Origin of the sequence: Subtercola boreus, assembly GCF_003399645.1 — a bacterium.
Classification (GTDB): Bacteria; Actinomycetota; Actinomycetes; order Actinomycetales; family Microbacteriaceae; genus Subtercola; species Subtercola boreus_A.
In genome coordinates, this window is record NZ_NBXD01000019.1 from 1 (window position 1) to 19,789 (window position 19,789).

General features: G+C 68.0%; 15 protein-coding genes. 7 read left to right on the forward strand and 8 right to left on the reverse strand.

Features of this window, described 5'->3' with window-relative positions; translation table 11 throughout:
* The coding region (locus tag B7R24_RS09440) for an HNH endonuclease signature motif containing protein (RefSeq protein WP_147304010.1) at window positions 1-806 on the forward strand (806 nt) is incomplete at its 5' end.
* A gap of 659 nt (window positions 807-1,465) precedes the next feature.
* Window positions 1,466-1,669: a hypothetical protein gene (locus tag B7R24_RS09445; protein WP_116418728.1), complete on the forward strand. Its 204-nt coding sequence runs from the start codon at window positions 1,466-1,468 to the stop codon at window positions 1,667-1,669.
* Window positions 1,670-1,891: 222 nt separating this feature from the next.
* Here B7R24_RS09445 and B7R24_RS09450 read toward each other — a convergent pair whose 3' ends face one another.
* Window positions 1,892-3,442, reverse strand: coding sequence for a CYTH and CHAD domain-containing protein (locus tag B7R24_RS09450; protein WP_116418729.1), 1,551 nt, complete (start codon window positions 3,440-3,442; stop codon window positions 1,892-1,894).
* 80 nt (window positions 3,443-3,522) lie between these two features.
* Here B7R24_RS09450 and B7R24_RS09455 point away from each other — a divergent pair, with 80 nt between their 5' ends.
* Together B7R24_RS09455 and B7R24_RS09460 are read left to right on the forward strand one after the other, a co-directional pair.
* Window positions 3,523-5,697, forward strand: coding sequence for a S9 family peptidase (locus B7R24_RS09455; protein WP_116418730.1), 2,175 nt, complete (start codon window positions 3,523-3,525; stop codon window positions 5,695-5,697).
* 89 nt (window positions 5,698-5,786) lie between these two features.
* Complete coding sequence (locus B7R24_RS09460) at window positions 5,787-7,268, forward strand: maltokinase N-terminal cap-like domain-containing protein (protein ID WP_253259954.1); 1,482 nt, start codon at window positions 5,787-5,789, stop codon at window positions 7,266-7,268.
* Window positions 7,269-7,397: 129 nt separating this feature from the next.
* Here the strand turns inward: B7R24_RS09460 and B7R24_RS09465 are convergent, their stop codons facing one another.
* Together B7R24_RS09465 and B7R24_RS09470 are read right to left on the reverse strand one after the other, a co-directional pair.
* Window positions 7,398-8,924, reverse strand: coding sequence for an FAD-dependent oxidoreductase (locus tag B7R24_RS09465; protein ID WP_116418732.1), 1,527 nt, complete (start codon window positions 8,922-8,924; stop codon window positions 7,398-7,400).
* Window positions 8,925-8,948: 24 nt separating this feature from the next.
* A complete protein-coding gene (locus B7R24_RS09470) occupies window positions 8,949-10,076 on the reverse strand; it encodes a magnesium and cobalt transport protein CorA (protein WP_116418733.1) in 1,128 nt (375 codons plus the stop codon).
* A 230-nt stretch (window positions 10,077-10,306) separates the two neighbouring features.
* Between B7R24_RS09470 and B7R24_RS09475 the strand changes: the two genes are divergently transcribed.
* Window positions 10,307-11,305, forward strand: coding sequence for a phosphodiesterase (locus B7R24_RS09475; RefSeq protein WP_116418734.1), 999 nt, complete (start codon window positions 10,307-10,309; stop codon window positions 11,303-11,305).
* Window positions 11,306-11,354: 49 nt separating this feature from the next.
* Here the strand turns inward: B7R24_RS09475 and B7R24_RS09480 are convergent, their stop codons facing one another.
* The 4 genes from B7R24_RS09480 to B7R24_RS09495 all read right to left on the reverse strand — a co-directional run bounded on the left by B7R24_RS09480 (window position 11,355) and on the right by B7R24_RS09495 (window position 16,268).
* Entirely contained in the window at window positions 11,355-13,046 is a 1,692-nt protein-coding gene (locus tag B7R24_RS09480) for a stealth family protein (RefSeq protein ID WP_116418735.1), read from the reverse strand.
* Window positions 13,043-15,178, reverse strand: coding sequence for a DEAD/DEAH box helicase (locus B7R24_RS09485; RefSeq protein ID WP_116418736.1), 2,136 nt, complete (start codon window positions 15,176-15,178; stop codon window positions 13,043-13,045). The genes B7R24_RS09480 and B7R24_RS09485 overlap by 4 nt, the downstream gene beginning before the upstream one ends.
* Window positions 15,179-15,342: 164 nt before the next feature.
* The gene (locus B7R24_RS09490; protein ID WP_253259376.1) at window positions 15,343-15,762 is read right to left on the reverse strand and encodes a DUF6804 family protein; all 420 of its coding nucleotides are present in this window, start codon (window positions 15,760-15,762) and stop codon (window positions 15,343-15,345) included.
* Complete coding sequence (locus B7R24_RS09495; RefSeq protein ID WP_116418737.1) at window positions 15,759-16,268, reverse strand: heme-degrading domain-containing protein; 510 nt, start codon at window positions 16,266-16,268, stop codon at window positions 15,759-15,761. The genes B7R24_RS09490 and B7R24_RS09495 overlap by 4 nt, the downstream gene beginning before the upstream one ends.
* 59 nt (window positions 16,269-16,327) lie before the next feature.
* Between B7R24_RS09495 and B7R24_RS09500 the strand changes: the two genes are divergently transcribed.
* Window positions 16,328-17,245 carry a pseudouridine-5'-phosphate glycosidase gene (locus B7R24_RS09500; protein ID WP_116418861.1) on the forward strand — a complete coding sequence of 306 codons (918 nt, stop codon included), beginning with the start codon at window positions 16,328-16,330 and terminating at the stop codon, window positions 17,243-17,245.
* On the forward strand, window positions 17,238-18,227 hold the full coding sequence (locus tag B7R24_RS09505; RefSeq protein ID WP_172582776.1) for a carbohydrate kinase family protein: 990 nt from the start codon (window positions 17,238-17,240) through the stop codon (window positions 18,225-18,227). The genes B7R24_RS09500 and B7R24_RS09505 overlap by 8 nt, the downstream gene beginning before the upstream one ends.
* 9 nt (window positions 18,228-18,236) lie before the next feature.
* On the opposite strand, the gene B7R24_RS09510 is transcribed toward B7R24_RS09505, so the two are convergent.
* Window positions 18,237-19,784, reverse strand: a complete 1,548-nt coding sequence (locus tag B7R24_RS09510) for an SDR family oxidoreductase (protein WP_116418739.1) — start codon at window positions 19,782-19,784, stop codon at window positions 18,237-18,239.
* Window positions 19,785-19,789 lie beyond the last annotated feature (5 nt).

Genomic DNA, 19,789 nt, shown 5'->3' on the forward strand with positions numbered 1-19,789 from the left:
TGACCTTGGTCACGGAGAAGACCGGGATGACGAAACTCACCGGCCTCCTCCCACCGACCGCCGCAGGTCATTTGCGGGCAGCCCTTGAGCCGTTCACGAGCCCCCGCATCCCCACCTTCACCGACCCCACCGGCACCAGCACCGGCGCCGGCACCCACGACCTGACCGCCCCCGACGGCGACTCGGTCGACCCGCTACTCCGCGACACCCGCACCAGGGGTCAGAAACTCGCCGACGGCCTCCTCCAACTCGTCACCACCGCGGCCGGCCTTCCGTCGATGCCGCGCCTGAACGGGGCAGCCCCCACCGTGAACGTGCACGCCACCCTCGACGACGCCATCTCCGGTCGCGGTATCGGTTGGATCGACGGTCTCACCGAACCCGTCCCTGCAAGCACGATCGAAACACTCCTCTGCCACTCGGATGTCATCACCACACTCTTCGGTAGCCAGGGTCAGGTGTTGCAGCACGGCAAAACGAAGCGCCTGTTCACCGCCGCCCAAAACCGGGCCCTCGCCGCCCGAGACGGCGGCTGCGTGTGGCCCTCCTGCGAAGCCCCACCGTCCTGGTGCGAATCACACCACGTCGAAGGTTGGCAAACGAAAACCTACCAACCCGGCAAAACAGACCTCGACAACGGTGCCCTACTCTGCCACTTCCACCACTCACATGTGCACAAAACGAGGTGGAAGCTGGTGATGCGAAACGGCACCCCACATCTGATACCCCCCGACTGGCTCGACTGGCGGCAAACCCCCAGACCCTGCCAACAAAACCGCGCCCGCCCACTCCCACAAACCGGCTAACCCGCAGCAGACTCAGTCATTCACGGCACAGCCGCCCACCCACCCCCGCGCACCAATCATCCTGACACCGAGCAGAAGTTGACCCTCAACCGCGCACCGCGCACCGCGCACCGCGCACCCTGAACCATGCGGCCGCGCGCCCGCGCGCCCGGCGTCACTCTCGCACACCGGACATCCGTCAGTCACGCGCCGGATTCTCGCAGTGCGCCTCCCGGCCATCCGATCCAGCCACCTCCTGGACGCCCCCAGCTTAGGCGTCCAGCCACTGCACCAACCATCCGCTCAACCCGCCCATCCATCCCCGCCAAGCCCGCAGGGCGCGGCAGCCCCAGCCACCCGCCCACCACACCCATCCGTCGGCAAGCCCGCAGGGCGCGGCACCCCCAGGCATTCAAACACCCCACGCCTCCCCCGGCAAGCCCGGAGAGCGCAGCAGTGCAACCGCACCCTTCCGCAGATAGCCCCATCGGCGGAGCGCGGCCACCGTGACCCAGACGGGCCCACGACAAACCACGTGGTAGGTGATGCCACTCGATCAGCGACGCCATCGCATCAGCAACACTCTGCCAGCCCGCCCGAGCGGTAGACCGGAGTGCAAGCACACACGCACTTCTCTGGCAACCCGTGCCACTGTCGGCGGGGCGTTCTAGGCTTGGCTCATGAGCGACACCCACACCAACCCCGACGGCACTGAGGCCGAGATCACCGCGACCGACACCTCGACAGCCGAGACCACCTCCGACCAGCTCGAGCAGAAGGAAGACGAGCGCGAACAGGAACAGGTTGACACCTCCCTCGAGGGCGAGGGCCTGCTCCCCATCCCCGAGGCGACACCCACCGACGGCCAGGCGCCCGGCGCCTGACCCACGACGCCTTAGCCGCGGCGCCCGGCACCTAAACTGGGGCGCCTTACTCGTGGTGCCGGCGGCTGGGTCACGGCGGCGCTCCGAACCCAACCGGGCGCGCTCAATGCACGGGCCCCGGCGTAGGGCGCTGGCCACGGCGCGTGATCCTCACGGATCGACCCGACTCGCGAGGCCGTGCAGGCCCCGGCAGGGTCGCGCTCGGCCCGCGACGCGGCTGCTTTAGTTTCCTGGCACCCATTTCTTCGCGAGGGCGAACTGGCCGCGGGCGCGGGCGTACTCCTCGATCGCGAAATCCGAGCGCTGTTGCTCGAGGGCATGCAGCCGACCGAAACCGAAGGTGTTCTCTCCTTCGCCGGCGGCCGCGTCGGCGCTGCTGACCAGGAGTCTCTGCAGCAGAAGGCTGTCGCGGTATTCGCCGAGGGCATCCTGAACACGCTCTGAAGCAAGCGCGAGCCGGCGTGCCTTGTCGCCGAAGATCGCCGTATTGCCCGACGAGACGGCCTCGACGCCGAACCGAAGTCGGCGGGCGGCTTTGCGCACATCGTGCACGCGCTCGTTCCACTGTTCAGGGTTGGCCGCATCGTTCACCGCACCCATGTGTTTCGCGACCCGGGCGAAGTCGCGGGCGATCGGCTTCGCGAGCACCTTGGCGGCCGACCCGCGCAATCTCTTGCCGAACGTGGCGTTCGCGCTGAAGTCTTCGAGGGCGTCGAGCAGGCGGAAGTACCGCGGGCCCGACATGATGCGGTTCAGGTACCGCAGCGACCGCTGGTATTCCGCTGCCTTGCCGGCGACCAGGCGCGTCAACACCGCCTCGTGCATGCGCTTGTTCGCCTGCGAACGCACGAGGTTACGGGCCCGGTCGTGCATCACCTGGGGGTCGCGTGTGTCGCCGAGCACCTTGCCGAGCGCCTTCAGTTCTGCTTCGAGATACGTGGCCTCGGGCGACATGAGCACCGCGCGATAGGTCTCGAGGATGCTTCGCAACCGCCGAACGGAGGAGCGCATGGTGTGCACCGCACCGTCTTCGTCCTGGCGTACGAGAGGATCGGCCTCTTTCAGGCGGGCCGTCTGCCGGGCGATCGCGGCCCGCAGAACCTCGCCCGCAGAACTCTTGGAACCCAGCACCCAGCGCGGCTCCTGCTCACCGAGCTTCTCGCGTCCTAGCGCGTGGGCGAGCTTGGAGATACTGGCACTGGGCGTGGCACCGGCGGCCTGCAGCCTGTTCTCTATCGCGTCGAGGAGCGCCTGCCGCTTCTTCGGCGAACCGGGGGCGTCGTCGGTGAGTTCGACCTCCCACTCCCGCCAGACCCTCAGCTGCGCGGTGGCCACGTCACCGGCCGACACGAGGTCGTCGGCGATCTCCGCAAGGACGACGTCGTTCTCGTCGTAGAGACAGATGGTGGTGCGGGTGGTCGTCAGGCGCGCCACCGGGGCGAGCGGATGATCGCGCACATGCACCAGCACGAGGTCGAGCACAGCGGCGGGAACCGGCGATTCATCGCCGAGCGGCCAGTGCAGCTCGAGCCGACCCTCGTCTCCCGGCAGTTTGATGTGCCAGCCCTCATCGGCGCCGCCCCCGCGCCGGCGAAGAACGATGCGCTCGGAGGCGAGACGGAAGTCAGCGGTGTCGTAGTACACGGCGTGCAGCGTCGCGGTGTCGGGCTCGGAGACCCGCGCGATCGACCCGACCCCGGTCAGATCGGGAACGACGGTCGTGTCGTCGACGTCGTACTTGCGCTCGATCTCGATGTGCACCTGGTGGTTCATGCCCCTGCCTTCAACTCCGGATCCTACGGTAGTCCACCGGGGCCGGGACGGATGTCTGGCGCCTCAACTACGGTTGAGCCATGGCCAACCCCGAATCGCTGCAGCCCCCTCGAGCCGCGAAGATCCCCATCCGTCGCACCCATCACGGCGACACGGTGACTGACGACTACGAATGGCTCCGCGACAAAGACGATGCCCGTGTCATCGCTCACCTGACGGCCGAGAATGCCTTCGCCGAGCAGCAGACGGCCCATCTCGAGCCGTTGCGCGCGGCCCTCTTCGACGAGATCAAAGCCCGAACGCGCGAGACCGACCTCTCGGTACCGGTTCGCGACGGAGCGTGGTGGTACTACACGCGCACCATCGAGGGCAAGCAGTACGGCGTGCACGCCCGGGCACCCATCGACTCGCCTGACGATTGGATGCCGCCCACCCTGGAACCCGGGCGACCCGTGCCCGGTGAGGTGGTCGTGCTCGACGACAACATCGAGGCCGAAGGACGGGACTTCTACTCCCTGGGCAGCTTTGACACCAGTGCCGACGGGGGCCTGCTCGCCTATGCGGTCGACACCGTCGGCGATGAGCGCTACACGCTCCGCATCCGCGACCTGGCGACCGGTACCGACCTCCCCGATGTGGTCGAGAACACCGCCGCCGGTGCAACGTTCTCGCCCGATGGCCGCTTCGTCTTCTATCCGACGGTCGACGATGCCTGGCGCCCCGACACCATCTGGCGACACGAGGTCGGCAGCGCGGGCGAAGACACGCTCGTCTTCACCGAACCCGACGAGCGGTACTGGGTCGGTGTCGGAATCACCCGCAGTCGGGCCTACCTTCAGATCGATGTCGGTTCGAGCGTCACCAGCGAGACGCACCTTCTCGCTGCGGCGACGCCCGAGGGCGCGTTCACGGTGGTCTGGCCGCGCCTTGAGGGCGTCGAGTACTCCGTCGAACACGCTGTCGTCGACGGCACCGACAAGCTTCTGCTCACCCACAACGCGAACGGTGACAACTTCGAGCTGCTCGAGGTGGCCCCGGATGCTCCGCTCGACGAGTCGCGTTGGCACGCCGTGTTGGCGCACGACCCCGAGGTGCGGCTGGAGAGCGTCGACGCGTTCCAGACCCACCTGAGCGTGGAATACCGGCGCGACGCGCTCAGCAGGGTCGCGGTCATCCGACTGGCCGGGGCAGATGGTGATGGCAGCGGCTACGGCCCGCTCGAAGAGCTCCCCTTCGATGAGCTGCTCTCCGTCACCGGCACCGGCAGCAACCCGGAATGGACGCAGCCCACCCTCCGCGTGGGCTTCACCTCCTTCGTGACGCCGTCGACCGTGTACGACTACGACATCGGCACCGGCGAGCTGCGGCAGCTGAAGCAGCAACCGGTGCTCGGCGGATACGACAGCTCCGCCTACACCCAGCGGCGAGCGTGGGCCGACGCGGGCGACGGTGACATCGACAACGGCAGTGACACCGAGGGCACAACTGCAGGAACGAGCATCCCGCTCTCTCTCGTCTACCGCACCGACCTCGTCACCCCCGGTACCCCCGCCCCGCTGGTGCTCTACGGCTACGGTTCGTACGAGGCCAGTATCGACCCCTCGTTCTCGGTCGCGCGGCTGTCGCTGCTCGACCGCGGCGTGGTCTTCGCAATCGCCCACGTTCGCGGCGGCGGCGAGCGCGGCCGCTGGTGGTACGAGCAGGGCAAGAAGCTCTCCAAACGCAACACCTTCACCGATTTCGCGGCCGCCGCGCGCCACCTGATCGAGGCCGGCGACACCAGCCCCGACCAGCTCGTCGCGCAGGGCGGCAGTGCCGGCGGGCTGCTGATGGGCGCGGTGGCGAACGACGCACCCGAACTGTTCGCGGGCATCCTCGCGCAGGTGCCGTTCGTCGACGCGCTGACGTCGATCCTCGACCCGTCACTGCCGCTCACCGTCATCGAGTGGGATGAGTGGGGCGATCCGCTGCACGATGCGGAGGTGTACGCCTACATGAAGTCGTACTCCCCCTACGAGAACATTCGTGAGGGCATCCGGTACCCGAAGATCCTCGCGGTGACCAGCCTGAACGACACGCGGGTGCTGTACGTCGAGCCCGCGAAGTGGGTGGCGCGCCTGCGGGAGGCGGGCGCCGACCCGCTGATCAAGATCGAGCTCACCGCGGGCCACGGCGGGGTGAGCGGTCGCTACGAGCGCTGGAAGGAGACGGCCTACGAGTACGCCTGGATGCTCGACGTGCTGGGCCTGGCCTGATTGTCAACTGACCCTCGCCTCCCGCCTCGCTGTGTAGGGTGAAGACAGACCACCGCGAGCGACAATGAAGGCGAACGATGACTGATTCTGTGCTCAATGAAACCTCACCCTTCGACTCCGAACCGTTCGACAACGCTCTGCTGGGTTCCCTGGCCGAATGGATGCCGAGGCAGCGCTGGTTCGGCGGAAAGGCTTCCCGCCCGAAGCTCCGCCTGATCGGCAGCTTCGATCTGCCGCACGGTGACGCCGAGGTGCGGGTCACGACATTCCTCGTGCTCGACGAGGGCGGGCAGCAGTCGCGGCTCTACCAGGTGCCGCTCACCGTGCGGGGCGACCGGGTGCCCGAGTACGAGAATTCGCTCATCGTGGCGCTGAGCGCGCAGCCGGGGTCTGACAGGGCCGACTCCGACACTCCCACGAACGCCGTCACCACCGGCGAGGGTGCCCACACCCAGTTCGTCTACGACGGCACGCACGACCTCGCCTACTCCGGTGCCCTGCTCGACCTGATCACCAGGGACCAGGCCAGCGATGGCACCGGTGGGGCCACGGCGACGGGGCGGGCACAGCTCTCCGGGCATCCACTGACCGTTGTGTCGGCGAAGGTGCTGAGCGGCGAACAGTCGAACTCGTCCATCATCATGGAGGTCGAATCGCCCGAGGGCGAAACCCACACTCCCGTCATCACCAAGGTCTTCCGGGTGCTGCACCACGGCAACAACCCCGATGTCGTGCTGCAGTCGGCGCTGGCGAAGGCCGGCTCCACCCGGGTCCCCGCCTCGATCGGCAGCGTCGTCGGCCAGTGGCACGATTCACGGATGCCCGACGGTCGCACCTCGGGCCACCTCGCCTTCGCGCAGGAGTTCCTGCCCGGCGTACAGGACGCCTGGCGCGTGGCACTCGACGCCGTGGAAGCGGGTCGTTCGTTCGTCGTCGAGGCGACGGCGCTCGGTGAGGCGACCGCCGAGGTGCACGAGACCCTCGCCGAGGTGCTGCCCACGATCGAGCCCGCGGGCGACGTGGTGGCCGCCGTCATGACGAGCATGCGCCGCCGCCACGGTGGTGCGGTGCGTGAGGTCCCGTCGCTCGCCGAACACAACGACGCGATCGAGCGCGTGTTCGAGGCGGCGGAGGCGAGCCCGTGGCCGAACCTGCAGCGCATCCACGGCGACTACCACCTGGGCCAGGTGCTCTCGACGCCCGCCGGCGGCTGGGTGCTGGTCGACTTCGAGGGCGAACCTCTGCGGCCGATGGTCGAGCGCAGCCAGCCCGACCTCGCGCTCCGCGACATCGCGGGCATGCTGCGCTCCTTCGACTACGTGGCCGGCTCCTACGCACAGACCCACCCCGGTGAATCTGCGACAGAGTGGGCACTGGATGCCCGGGCCGCCTTCCTCGACGGCTACATCGCCCGATCGGGGATCGACCTGCGTGCGAACCGGGCCCTGCTGGATGCGTTCGAGATCGACAAGGCCCTCTACGAGGCGATCTACGAGGTGCGCAACCGCCCCAGCTGGGTCTCGATCCCGACGGCCGCCGTCGCCCGCCTCGCGAACCGCCCCCGGCGCTAGCGCACTACCCCCACACCAGCCCCACCCGCCTCGCGGGCCGGACGGACACGAATACCGCCATCCCCGCCGCATAGCGCGCACGAGTGCAGGATTCGTGTCCGTTGCCTTCGGGGGTCGGGGCGGCGCGATTCAGGTTCGGAGGTCGTGGGTGGTGGGGCCCTCGAGGAGGGTGCCGTCTGGGGCGAAGCGGGAGCCGTGCAGAGGGCAGTCCCACGAGGTCTCGGCGGTGTTCCACGTGAGTACGCCGCCGAGGTGCGGACAGACCGCCGAGACCTGGCAGGTGCGTCCGTCGACCGTTGAGGTTCCGGTGGGCCGGAGGCCGGAGCGGGCGATGAAACCCTGGCCCTCGTCGGGCAGCGGCAGATCATCCGTCGCCGGCCCGGTGAGCACACCCGCCCACCCCTTCAACGCCCACCAACCGGTGGCCGCGTTCGCGCCGAGGCCCGAGGCGATGGCGGCGGGCAGCGTCACCCGGTGGTGCAGCACCTTCGCCCAGGGCGGAGTGTCGCCGGTGATGTCGCCGAACAGCGTCAGCGCAGCCTGGACCGCGTTCGTCATGCCCCACTTGTCATAGCCGCTGGCGAAGTAGATGCGGCCCCGACCACGCGGCAGGTAGCCGACGAAGGGCACACGGTGCGGCGTCTCGTAGTCCTGCGCGCTCCACGAGTGGGTGGGTTTGGCGCCCGGGAAGTGGTCGGCCGTCCACTCGTGCAGGTCGTCCACGAGGCGCTGGGTGTCGTGCTCGCGGCCGACCGGATGCCCGTTGCCGCCCACGATCAACGTGTCGGCTGCCAGACCGGCGGCCCCGGCATCCGCCGTCACACCGTCCTTTGCCGGAACCGTACGCACCGACCGGGTCGGCGCATCCACCGACAGGTACATTCCCTGCGGCAGGAGCGTCGCATCCGCCGGCAGGGAGTACGACGCCGCGTACGACCGCTTCGCGCTGAGCTTGGCGAAGTACAGACCACGGTTGAGCATCGGGGTGCCGGTGGTCAACAGCACATGGTCGCCGAAGACCTCGCCGCGCGAGGTGCGCACCCGGGCCGGCTTCTCGGCCTTCACACCGATCACCCGTGTGCCCTGGATGATGACACCGCCGAGCTCGCGGAGATCCGCCGCCAGCGCGCCCAGAATGTCGAGCGGGTCGAACTGCGCCTGGTCGGGCAGCACGACCGCCCCGAATGTCTCGAACGGCAGGTCTGTCGTGTCGGTGAGCCGCACAGGGAGCCCCGCCGACGCGGCGATGCGGTACTCCCGTTCGACGGTCGCGACACCCTCAGAAGTACCGGCGTAGCTCACCGCGTCACGGCGCTGAACCGCTATTCCCCGGGAGTCGGCGTAGTCGAGCAGCCACCGTTGGCCCGCGAGGTTGCCGTCGACGTAGGCCTGTACGACCGACTGGTAGGTGTGCGCCTTGATCTTCTGCAACTGGCTGCTCTGCAGCAGCGAGAGCTTGGCGGTGCTTTTCCCGGTGGCGAGGGCCCCGATGGAGCGCGACTCGAGCACGGCGACCCTCCTGCCCGCCCGGGCGAAGAGCAGCGCAATCGTGAGCCCGGTGAGACCCGCCCCCACCACGACCTCGTCGTAGCGGGCATCCGGTTCGAACGGATCGGTCGTGATCTCGGGTGTCGACGCCAGCCAGAGGGATGTCATCGCCTCAGGCTACGCCCGAAGGTCTCACAGCCACCCGCGCTTCTTGAACATGGCGTAGAGGCCTACACTGAGGCCGACCATGAGGCCGATCGCCGCCGGATAGCTCCAGGTGAAGTGCAGCTCGGGCATGTAGTCGAAGTTCATGCCGTAGATGCCGGTCACGACCGTGGGGGCGAAGAAGATGGCGGCCCAGGCGGAGATCTTCTTGACCTCATCGTTCTGGTGGTTGCTCGTCTCGGCGAGTTTCTTCATGTCTTCGTTCTGGCGCTGCGCGACGAGAGTCGCATTCACGGTGAGGATCTCGCGCAGGGTCTGGCGAAAACCGTCCACCCGCTCGTTGACCACCGCAACGTGGTCGGCGACATCGCGGAACGCCCGCTTGAGCTCGAGGTTTCCCGTCTCACCCTGGCCGTACGTTTCACGGAGGGTCTGCAGCATCCCGGTCAGCGGCAGCGTCGCACGCTGGAAGTCGAGCACCTCCTGAGAGAGTTCATAGATGCGCCGCGAGACCTCGGGGTCACCCTCGAAGACCTGCGCCTCGATCTGGTCGATGTCGGTCTCGAGTCCGGCGACGACAGGAGCGTACTGGTCGACGACCGCATCCATGATGCCGTAGAGCGCGGCGATCGGGCCGAGGGCGAGGAGTTTCGGGTCAGCCTCCATGCGCCGCCTGACGATCGACAGGTCGGGCGAGGCGCTGTGCCTGACAGAGACCACGAAGTTCGGGCCCACGAAGAGGTGCAGCTCGCCGAACTCGACCTCCTCCCGTTCGTCCACATAGAAGGCGGCGCGCAGCACGACGAAGAGCACGTCGCCGTACCGCTCCAGCTTCGGGCGCTGGTGTGCGCCGACCGCGTCTTCGATGGCGAGCGGATGCAGCCCGAATTCGTGTTCGAGTTCTGACAGGGCCGCCTCGTCGGGGCGGAACAGTCCGATCCAGGCGAGGGCGTCGGGGATGCTCGACAGGGCCTCGATCGTCTGCTGGGGTGTCGCGCAGGAGAGCACCCGCTTGCCCTCGGAGTAGATGGCGTTGTCGATGACGCCACCGCCCGCGCCGAACGGATGCAGACTCGGTGCGACCTCGACCGGAGCGTCGTCGTGCGAGGCGGGACGACGCGTGACGGCGCCTTTGATCACCTGTGAGAACTTCATGCAGATCCACCTCCGTGCGGCGTCGTGCGTTGATTCACGGCGACATCTTCTAGCCAAGCCGACCTTACAGTGACATACTTTCTGAGGCACAAATCCAGGCCCGCGCATGTTTGTCTTCTTGCCGCGTGGCGTTTACCCGACATACAGTTTCGTCTGCTTGGCTTTGTTTCGCACCGCCCGTCGTGCAGCCACACAGCGGGAAAGCCAACCCGAAACGGCCCTTGTCAAAAATGCCAGCTCAAGCTGCGTCAACGGAACCCGACCAACCCACCCCGATCTCCCCGGCCCCGGCGAAGACCTTCGCCCAGTACCCGCGGCCCGATCACTTCGTGCTGCACTTCAGCGACACCCACTTCGTCGGCCACGACGACCTGCTGTACGGCAAGGTCGACAGCGAGGCGCACCTCACGAAGATCCTCGGTGAGCTGCTGGAGTCCGGTGCCCGGCCCGAGGCCATCGTCTTCACCGGAGACCTCGCCGACAAGGGCGACCCGAAGGCGTACGAGAAGCTCCGCGCGATCGTCGAACCCGCCGCCGCCAAGCTCGGCGCAGAGGTCATCTGGGTCATGGGCAACCACGACAACCGCGCGGCATTCCGCGCCGGGCTGCTCGACCAGCAGCCCTCGATGAAGCCGATAGACCGTGTGCACGACATCAACGGCCTGCGCATCATCACCCTCGACAGCACGGTGCCCGGGTCGCACTACGGAGAGGTGACCCCCGCCCAGCTCGACTGGCTCGCCGAAGAGCTCTCAAGCCCCGCACCGCACGGCACCATCCTCGCCATGCATCACCCGCCCGTGCCCAGCGTGCTCGACCTCGCCGTCATGGTGGAGCTTCGCGACCAGGCCTCGCTTGCCGAGGTCATCCAGGGCAGCGACGTTCGCTCCATCATCGCCGGGCACCTGCACTACTCGTCGACGGCGATGTTCGCCGGTGTGCCCGTCTCGGTGGCCTCGGCGACCTGCTACACGCAGGACCTGAACGTGCCGGTCGGCGGAACCCTCGCCCGTGACGGAGCCCAGGCGTTCAACCTGATCCACGTCTTCGAGAACACGGTGCTGCACTCGGTGGTACCGATCGGGCACTACGCGCAGGTGTCGTACACCTCCGCGTCGGAGACCGCAGCCATTCTCGAGAAGGCCGGGGTTGCATTCCTCCCCCCGGCCGGTGCCCCCGTCGTGGCCGAAGAGCCCCTGGTCGTGCCGGCCCTGGTCGCCACCGCCTGACGGATCAAGGGATGGGCCGACCTTCCCCGCTGACCTGCCCCGCCGCGACCTACCCTGCCGCGACGAACTGGCCTTTGTCGAGCGGAACCCGGGCAGCGCGCTCGGTCTCCCAGGGGGCCGGGAACGGGAAGTACTGTTCGAGGAACGCCTGCACGACGGCCGTGCGCTCTTCTGCCGACACCTCGGGAAAGCTCCCGTCGTTGAGGCAGAAGAAATCGTAGGCGCGTTTACGCAGTATCTCGGGCAGCATCCCCAGGCCCGACCGCACCGTCGTGTCGACGTACGCGACCCGCGCAGCCTCCTGCACGACGGCCTGCCCGGTCATCAGCGCGTAGTAGTGGTACAGCGAGTTCGTCACCGAGATGTCGGTGCTCGACCGGAAGCGACTGGCCGCCGTGCGTCGGAAGTCCTCGGGGAACTCCCCCTCCAGCTCCGCCATGACACTCCGACGAAGGGGTGCCGCTGCATGCTCGAGGTGCCGGGTGATGATGCGGCCGAACTTCTCGCTGAGCAGGCGGCGGTTGACTCTCGCCGCGTTCTCGAAACCGCTTCGCTCGAGGTCGTTCTCACCCAGCCCGATACGGGTCTGGGCCTCGATGAACTTCGTGACCCCGCCGGGTGAGAAGAACATGTTCGGCTGCACGGGGCGACCGAAGAACATGTCGTCGTTGGAGTAGAGGAAGTACTCGCTGATGCCCGGGATGCGGTGCAGCTGGCTCTCGACAGCCTGCGAGTTGTGGGTCGGCAGCACGGTGACGTCGCCGAAGAACTCCTCACTCCGCACGAAGGTGACCCGCGGATGCTCGGCCAACCATGCGGGCTTCGGTGAGTCCGTGGCGATGAAGATCCGCCTCACCCAGGGGGCGAACAGGTACACCGATCGGAGCGCGTACTTCAACTCGTCGATCTGGCGGTACCGGGCATCCGAATCGTCGCCGTCGCCGGCGACATACCCCTTGCCCTGCGCCCGGCGTCGGCGCTGGTAGTCGATGTCGTTGCCGTCGACCCAGGAGAAGACCATGTCGATGTCGAAGACCACGTCGGTCGCCTGGATGTCGAACATGCCGCGGAGAGTGTTCCACGAATGCCCGTAGAGGTTCACCGTCGTCGGGTTGGCCTCCGACCGCGGCAGGATGCGCCGTGTCAGCGAATTCTCGACGGGGCAGATGATGTTCTCTGCCTCGAAGCTCCAGAGCTGCAGCTCGATTCCAATGGATGACCCATAGGTCAGCCCGCCGCGCGGCTCGACGCGCGGGCGGTACAGCCGGAAGATGCGCGCCTTGCGGCTCTCCGACAGCACGCCCGTGGAGACCAGCAGCGGTGGCCGCTTCTTGCCCGTGACCGTCTTGGCGTACATGGGCTCGTTCTGGCAGGCCAGCGCGAGCGCGCGTTCGAGTTTGCGACGTGCTGCGGCATCCACCACGATCACCGGTCGCTCGTCGTTGCCGCGGATGAGGAAGAAGGCGATGCGGGCCTTCTGCAGCGCCCGACGCACGAACAGCAGGTCTTCGACCAGGGCTTCGTGGGGCGTCAGGGTCTCGTTGACGAGCGCGAGCATGCCCTTGCGTACGACGACGTCGGGCCGGCCATGACTCTTCGGCCACGAGCGCGGTGCGCCCGAACGCCCGGAACCCCGGGTGAACAGCTCCTCAGACGCATCGGGTTCGAGCGGATTCTCCAGCGCGACGTTGTGCGTGGCGGCACTGCCGGCGGAGAGGCCGGCGCCGCCTCCGCCGATCATGACAACGCCCTCTCCAGGAGGCTCACCAGAGCCTCGAGCTGCACACTGTCGCTCGAGCCGATCTCGGCGTCCGACCCGTCGAGCGCCCGGGCCGCGAGACCCTGCTTGCTGTCGATGAGCTCGGCGATCTTCGAATCGATGGTCTGCGCCGCGATGATGCGCCACGCGGTGACAGGCTCGGCCTGGCCGATCCGGTGCACCCGGTCGATCGCCTGGGTCTGTTCGGCCGCCGTCCAGGAGAGTTCAGCCAGCACGACGTTCGACGCAGCCTGCAGGTTCAGCCCCACACCGGCGGCGGTCAGCGAGCACACCGCGACCGCGACATCCGCGTCGTTGTTGAACGCGTCGATCTGCGTCTGGCGGTAGGTCGCGCTCTGGTCGCCGCGGATCGAGATGGTGCGGAGGCCGGCCTTCGCAAGGGCCTCCTCGGCCTGGTCCATCACGTCGATGTGCTTCGCGAAGAAGACGACCTTGCCCACCGAGCGGGCGAGCTGGGCGGCATAGTCGGCCGCGAGACCGGCCTTGGCCTGGCCGATCTTGCGCACCATGGTGAAGACGTTCTCGCCGGTCGAACTGGCTTTCGACTCCTCGAGTTCGGCCTTGGCGACCATGCGCATCAGTTCGGCGTTCGGGCCGTCGCTGGTGTCGTAACCGGCCCCGACCGCCCCTGCGGCAGACCGGCGGTACCGCGTGACGAGACGCTTGCCCAGCTCGGCTTCGGCCTGGCGGATAGAGCGGCCGAGGTCGTCGTCGAGTTCGACCGGGAGGTCGACGACCCGCTTCGCCGGAAGGTCGGCGGCGACATCCACCTTCTTGCGGCGCACGATGCCCATGTCGATGACGGCCTCGCGAGCCTCGGCGAAGAAACCGAAGTCGGCCGGGGTGAGGCCGGTGTCTTCGAGCTTCTCCATCAGCTCGGGGGTGGGCTTGTCGCCGTCGATCCAGCCGAGGTACTGCCAGATCGCGCGGAAGTCGTCGACATCGTTGATCAGCGGCGTTCCGGTGAGGGCCATCATCAGCGGGTCGCCGCCGGGCGCGAACCTGCGGATACGTTCAGCCAGTGCCAGCACGTTCTTCGAGCGTTGCGACTGCAGGTTCTTGATGAAGTGCGCCTCGTCGACGACCATGCCCTTGAAACCGAGGGTGCCGAGCCAGGCGAGGTGCCGGTCGAGAACGTCGTAGTTCACGATCACCACGTCGGCAAAGGCATCGAGCCCTGCCCCGTCGCCCTGGATGACCGTCGCGCGGCGATGCGGGGTCCAGATCTCGACCTCGCGGGCCCAGTTCATCTTGACGACGTTCGGTACGACCGCGAGCAGCGGGTAGGAATCGGAGACGGATGCGGCCAGCAGCGACTGCGCCGTCTTGCCGAGGCCGGGCTCATCGGCGAGCAGGAACGACCGGTGCCCGGCGGCGACGGCCGCGATGAAGCGCGCCTGGTGGTGCATGAGTTCGTGGCCGGGAGGCGAGATGCGGTCGATCTTCGGCGCCTCGGGCAGCTCCATGCTGGCGACCGTGCCACCGGAGCCATACTCGAAGGCACGGTAGAGGGGGCCGAGCAGCTCCCAGCTCGACAGGCGGCCGCGGGAGACCGGGCGGTGCGCCGTCGCGGCACTGAAGTCGGGAGCGAGGAACGGGTTTGCGAGCTGGCGGGCCTTCACCGACTGCGGCATGACCTGTCGCTCCGCAGCGGTGCCCCGGAAGCTGAAGTCCGAGGCGAACGGCGACGCGGCGGCCGGCGGCGGGAGTTCCTCCTCCTCGACCTCGAGACCGGCGTCGGTCAGATACTCACGGCGCATGCGCTGCGCAACGGGCGACACCGGCACGTCGCTCTCCAGCAGCGTGATGAGCGAGGTGTCGCGCGCGGCCGTCTGCGCCAGGATGCCCGCGATGCCGTCGAGCCGTTTCAGCTGCTCGGCGCGTTCGCCGTCGCTCAGCTCGGAGTCGCCCTTGATGCGGGCGCGTTCCTCCCGCATGAGCAGGGCAACGACGAGGAACTTCGTGCGGTTCGAGGGCACGACCTTGCCGCGCTGGGCGGCTGCTTCGACCTCCCTGACCTTCCGCGCGAGAATCGGGATGAGGCCGGTGTTGTCGACCGTGCGGGTTGACCGGCGAACGCCTGATCGTGACATGCTCCTCCTGTGGAGTGTGGCGCTGCCGGCGTTCAGACCCAGCTGAAACGACCTTCGGCGCGAACCTGCACCGGATTGCTGACCAAATCAGCCGTGTTTTCAGAAACAGCTGCGGGTTACCCGGTGCGTTCCCGATTCTAACGCATTGTCGGCTAGAGTCTGCGCTACTTCGCGTTCGACACGGGGATCTTGATCAGCAGGCCCGCCGCGACGAAGACGATGGCGGCGGCCAGGTGCAGGGCGTACCAGACCGGCGGCACGAAGTCGAGCGGCACGATCGGGTTCCACACGACCGCGATCGGCACCAGCCCGATGATCCACCACCACTGTTTCGCCTGGTACGCGAAGACCGAGACGATGAGCGCGAGAATGGCGATCGCGTAGCGGAAGAGGGTGAACCAGCCCGAGTCGATCACGGCGACGGCGGCGAGCAGGATGACCGCGGCGAGAAGCCCCGGAGCCAGGGCGGTGCGGGTGAAGGTGGGGTAGCGCGACGCGGGCGTGGCTCCCGTCGGCCGGTTGCGCAGCTGACGGTTGCGCTCCTGCTGTTCCCGCAGCTGCGCATCGCGCTGCCCCTTGTTCACTGCTGGCCCCGCAGCCATTCGAGGGCGTCGAGCACCAGTTCGTGGTCGTCGGCCTGGGCGAGGCCCGAGACGCCGACGATGCCGATCAGCGAGCCGTGCACGAAGATCGGAACCGCTCCGCCGTGGGCCGCGAAGACGATGGGGTCGAGGCGGGCAGAGGCCTCGAAAGTGGTTCCCCGGGAGCGGAAGAGTGTGCCGACCACGTACGACGATTCACCGAAACGCCGAACCACACGGAACTTGCGCTCGAGCCAGTGGTCGTTGTCAGACGAGGCCCCGGGCATCCCGGCGTGGAAGACACGCTGCTCGCCGAAGACGATCGCGATCGCGATCGGAAGCTCCCGCTCGATGGCCGCGTCGCGCAGGTGCGAGCCCAGCGAGAAGGCGTCAGCGTGGTCGAAGGAGTCGAACTGCAGCGCCTGTTCGCGCTCGCGCAGCCGGTCGAGTCGTTCGGCCTCCGCGAGAATGGCAGAATCGCGTGAGGGCGCAGAGTCGCTGGGGGGCATAGAGCCAGCCTAGAACCGAAGTCGCCCGAACCCTGACCGCTGCCGTAGAAAGACACGTGATGCCCCAGCCCTTCGTCATCTCCGATGCCGTGACAGACGCACTCGAGAACGGTCGCCCGATCGTCGCCCTCGAATCGACCATCATCTCGCACGGGCTCCCCCGGCCCAGAAACCTCGAAGCCGCGAAGGAGTTCGAGGAAATCCTTCTCAGTGCGGGTGTGACGCCGGCGACGATCGCGGTGCTCGACGGGATTCCGCGTATCGGGCTCGACGCCGACGGGATCGCGCGCATCGCCAACGAGGACATGGTCAAGGCGAGCGTTCGCGACCTGCCGATCCTTGCGGCCAAGAAGATCAGCGGAGCGACCACCGTCGCAGCGACCGCCTACCTGGCGGGCCGCGCCGGGGTGCGGGTCTTCGCGACCGGCGGGCTCGGCGGCGTTCACCGCGGCGCCAGCGCGACCTTCGACGAGTCGGCCGACCTCAGCTCGCTCGCCCTCGCCGGGGTGACCGTGGTCGCGGCCGGGGTGAAGTCGGTGCTCGACATCGCCGGGACGCTCGAGCGGCTCGAGACCCTGAGCGTTCCCGTGCTCGGGTACCGCACCACCAACTTCCCGAGCTTCTGGCTCACCGAGTCCGGCGAGCAGATCGACTGGTCGGTGGACTCCCCCGACGAGATCGCCCGGGTCATGCAGAGCCAGGACGAGTTGGGCCACGGGCAGGGCATCATCGTCGCGAACCCCCTGCCGTCTGCGCTGCAGTGGGACCCGGCCGAACACGACACCGTGCTGCTCGAGGCCCTGGCCGAGGCAGACGCGCGGGGAATCCGGGGAAAGGCCGTGACACCGTTCCTGCTGTCGTACATCGTGGGGGCATCCGGCGGTCGGAGTCTCGAGGTCAACCTCGACATCGCACGCAACAATGTGCGGCTTGCGGGCGAGATCGCGACGGCCTGGAGCGGGCTCGACCGTGAGTGACGCCGCAGGGTCGGCGGGCAGTCGCCCGCCCGTCCGTGTCGTGATCGTGGGCGACGTCTTCGACGACATCATCGTGACGCCCTCCTCGGGCATCCGCGCCGACACCGACACGCTCGCGAGCATCGAGCGCCGCGCGGGCGGTTCGGCCGCGAACACGGCAGCGTGGCTCGGCTCGCTCGGAACGCTCGTCGACTTCGTCGGGCGCACCAACGTCGCCGACACCGTGCGGCACGAGAACCTGCTGCGTGATTCCGGCGTCACCCCGCACCTGTCGGGCGAGGCGGTGCTGCCCACGGGCACGATCGTCGTGATCGTCGAGGGCAACGACGTGCGCACCATGCTCACCGAGAAGGGGGCGAACGTCGACACCTCGCCCGCCGACGTGACGGATGCCCTGCTGAGCGTCGCCACCCACCTGCACTTCACCGGCTACACGATCTTCAGCGGGCAGCCGGTCGAGGGGTTCGCCGACCTGATCCGGCGCGCGAAGGCGCACGGCGTGACCGTCTCGGTCGATCCCGGGTCGGCGGGGTTCATCGTCGATCACGGCGCTCCGGGGTTCCTCGGAGCGATCGAGGGTGCCGACATCCTGTTCCCGAACCTCGAAGAGGGCCAGGCGCTCACCGGCGAGAGCGACCCGGGGAGAATCGTCGACGCTCTGGCGGCACACGTCGAGGTCGTCGCCCTGACACTGGGCCGGCGGGGCGCGCTGATCGGAACTCGGGAAGGGTCGCGGGTCGTGATCGAGTGCGTTCCGGCGGAACCGCGCGACACCACGGGAGCGGGCGATGCCTTCGACGCGGGCTTTCTCGCGGGGTTGTTCGACGGCCTGAGCACGGCAGACCGGCCGCTCGAACTCCGCGGCGAGGCGTTCGCGGCACGACTGCGCCGGGCCGGGGAGACGGGGGTCGCCACGGCGTCACGTGCTGTCGGAATCGTCGGGGCGCGACCGAACGGCTCCGTGCCGCTGCACCCGCGTTAGGCAGAACCGCTAAGCGACTTCTTCGGCCGTGTCGGCCTTGTGCGCGGGCGCCTTCGTGGTCGGCCCCGGATGCTCGTTCTTCTGCTCGGCCAGGTGCACGGCGCTCTCGGTGATGTGGTTCGCCATGCCCGGAAAGATGAACCCGTGGAAGGGCAGGATCGAGTACCAGTAGAGGCGCCCACCGAGACCGAGCGGAAAGAACACGGCGCGCTGGGTGTAGCGCGACCCGCCACCCTCACGGGGCGTGACGGTCATCTCGAGCCATGCCCGCCCGGGAACCTTCATCTCGGCGCGGAGGCGGAGGAACGTGCCCCGCTTGATCTGCTCGACCCGCCAGAAGTCGAGCGCGTCGCCGGTGTGCAGGTGGTCGGGGTTGCGGCGACCGCGGCGGAGTCCGACGCCGCCCACGACCTTGTCCATCCAGCCGCGAACAGCCCAGGCGAGGGGGAACGAGTACCAGCCGTTGTCGCCGCCGATGCCCTCGATGACGTGCCAGAGGTCACCCGGCTTGGCGTCGGTGTCGCGCACCTGCAGGTCGGTGTAGACCGTGTGGCCGGCCCAGTCGGGGTCGCTCGGGATGTTGTCGCTCGGAGCGCCCTGCACGTAGCTGTCCTGCCAGCTGGTCTCGACCTGGCCGTCCCGCATCTTGCCGAGCGCAAGCCGCACCGCACGGCGATAGCCGGTGAGTCCGCCCACCGGGTCGGGAACGTAGTCGGCGATGTCGTGCTCGTGCGCGACACAGTCGAACTGCAGCGACTCGATGATCGGCACCGCGAGGCTGCGGGGAATCGGTGACACGAGGTTGACCCACTGCGAGGCCAGCCAGGGTGTGAGCACCGGCAGGGGCGCGATGGGGCGCTGGTTCAGTCCGGCCTCGACCGCATACCCGTTCATCATCTGGCCGTAGCGCAGAACGTCGGGCCCGCCGATGTCGAACGTTCGGTTCAGGGTCTCACCAACATCCGCAGCCCCGATGAGATAGTGCAGAACGTCACGAACCGCGATGGGCTGGATGAAGTTGCGCACCCATTTCGGCGCGGGCATGTAGGGCAGCACCTCGGTGAGGTGCCGGATCATCTCGAAACTCGTCGACCCCGACCCGATCACGACGCCGGCCTGCAGCGCGATGGTGGGCACTCCGGACTGCATCAGGATGCTGCCGACCGCTGCCCGTGAACGCAGGTGCCGCGAGAGTGGCTGGCCCTCGGGGTGCAGACCGCCGAGGTACACGATGCGCTTCACGTCTGCAGCGAGCGCCAGTTCGGCCACGTTGCGGGCCGAAGTGAGCTCGGTCCCGTCGAAGCTGCCCTTGCTGCCCATGGAGTGCACGAGGTAGTAGAGCACGTCGACACCGTCGAAGACGCCGGCCAGCGAGTCGCGGTCGCTCAGGTCGCCCTGCACGATCTCGACCTCGGCTCCCCACGGCACGTCGGAGAGTTTCTGGGGCGAGCGCACCAGGACGCGCACCGTCCACCCCGCCTCGAGCAGGCGCGGCACGAGCCGACCGCCGATGTATCCCGTTGCTCCGGTAACGAGGGCGGTTCTCTCAGTAGTCACCCCAT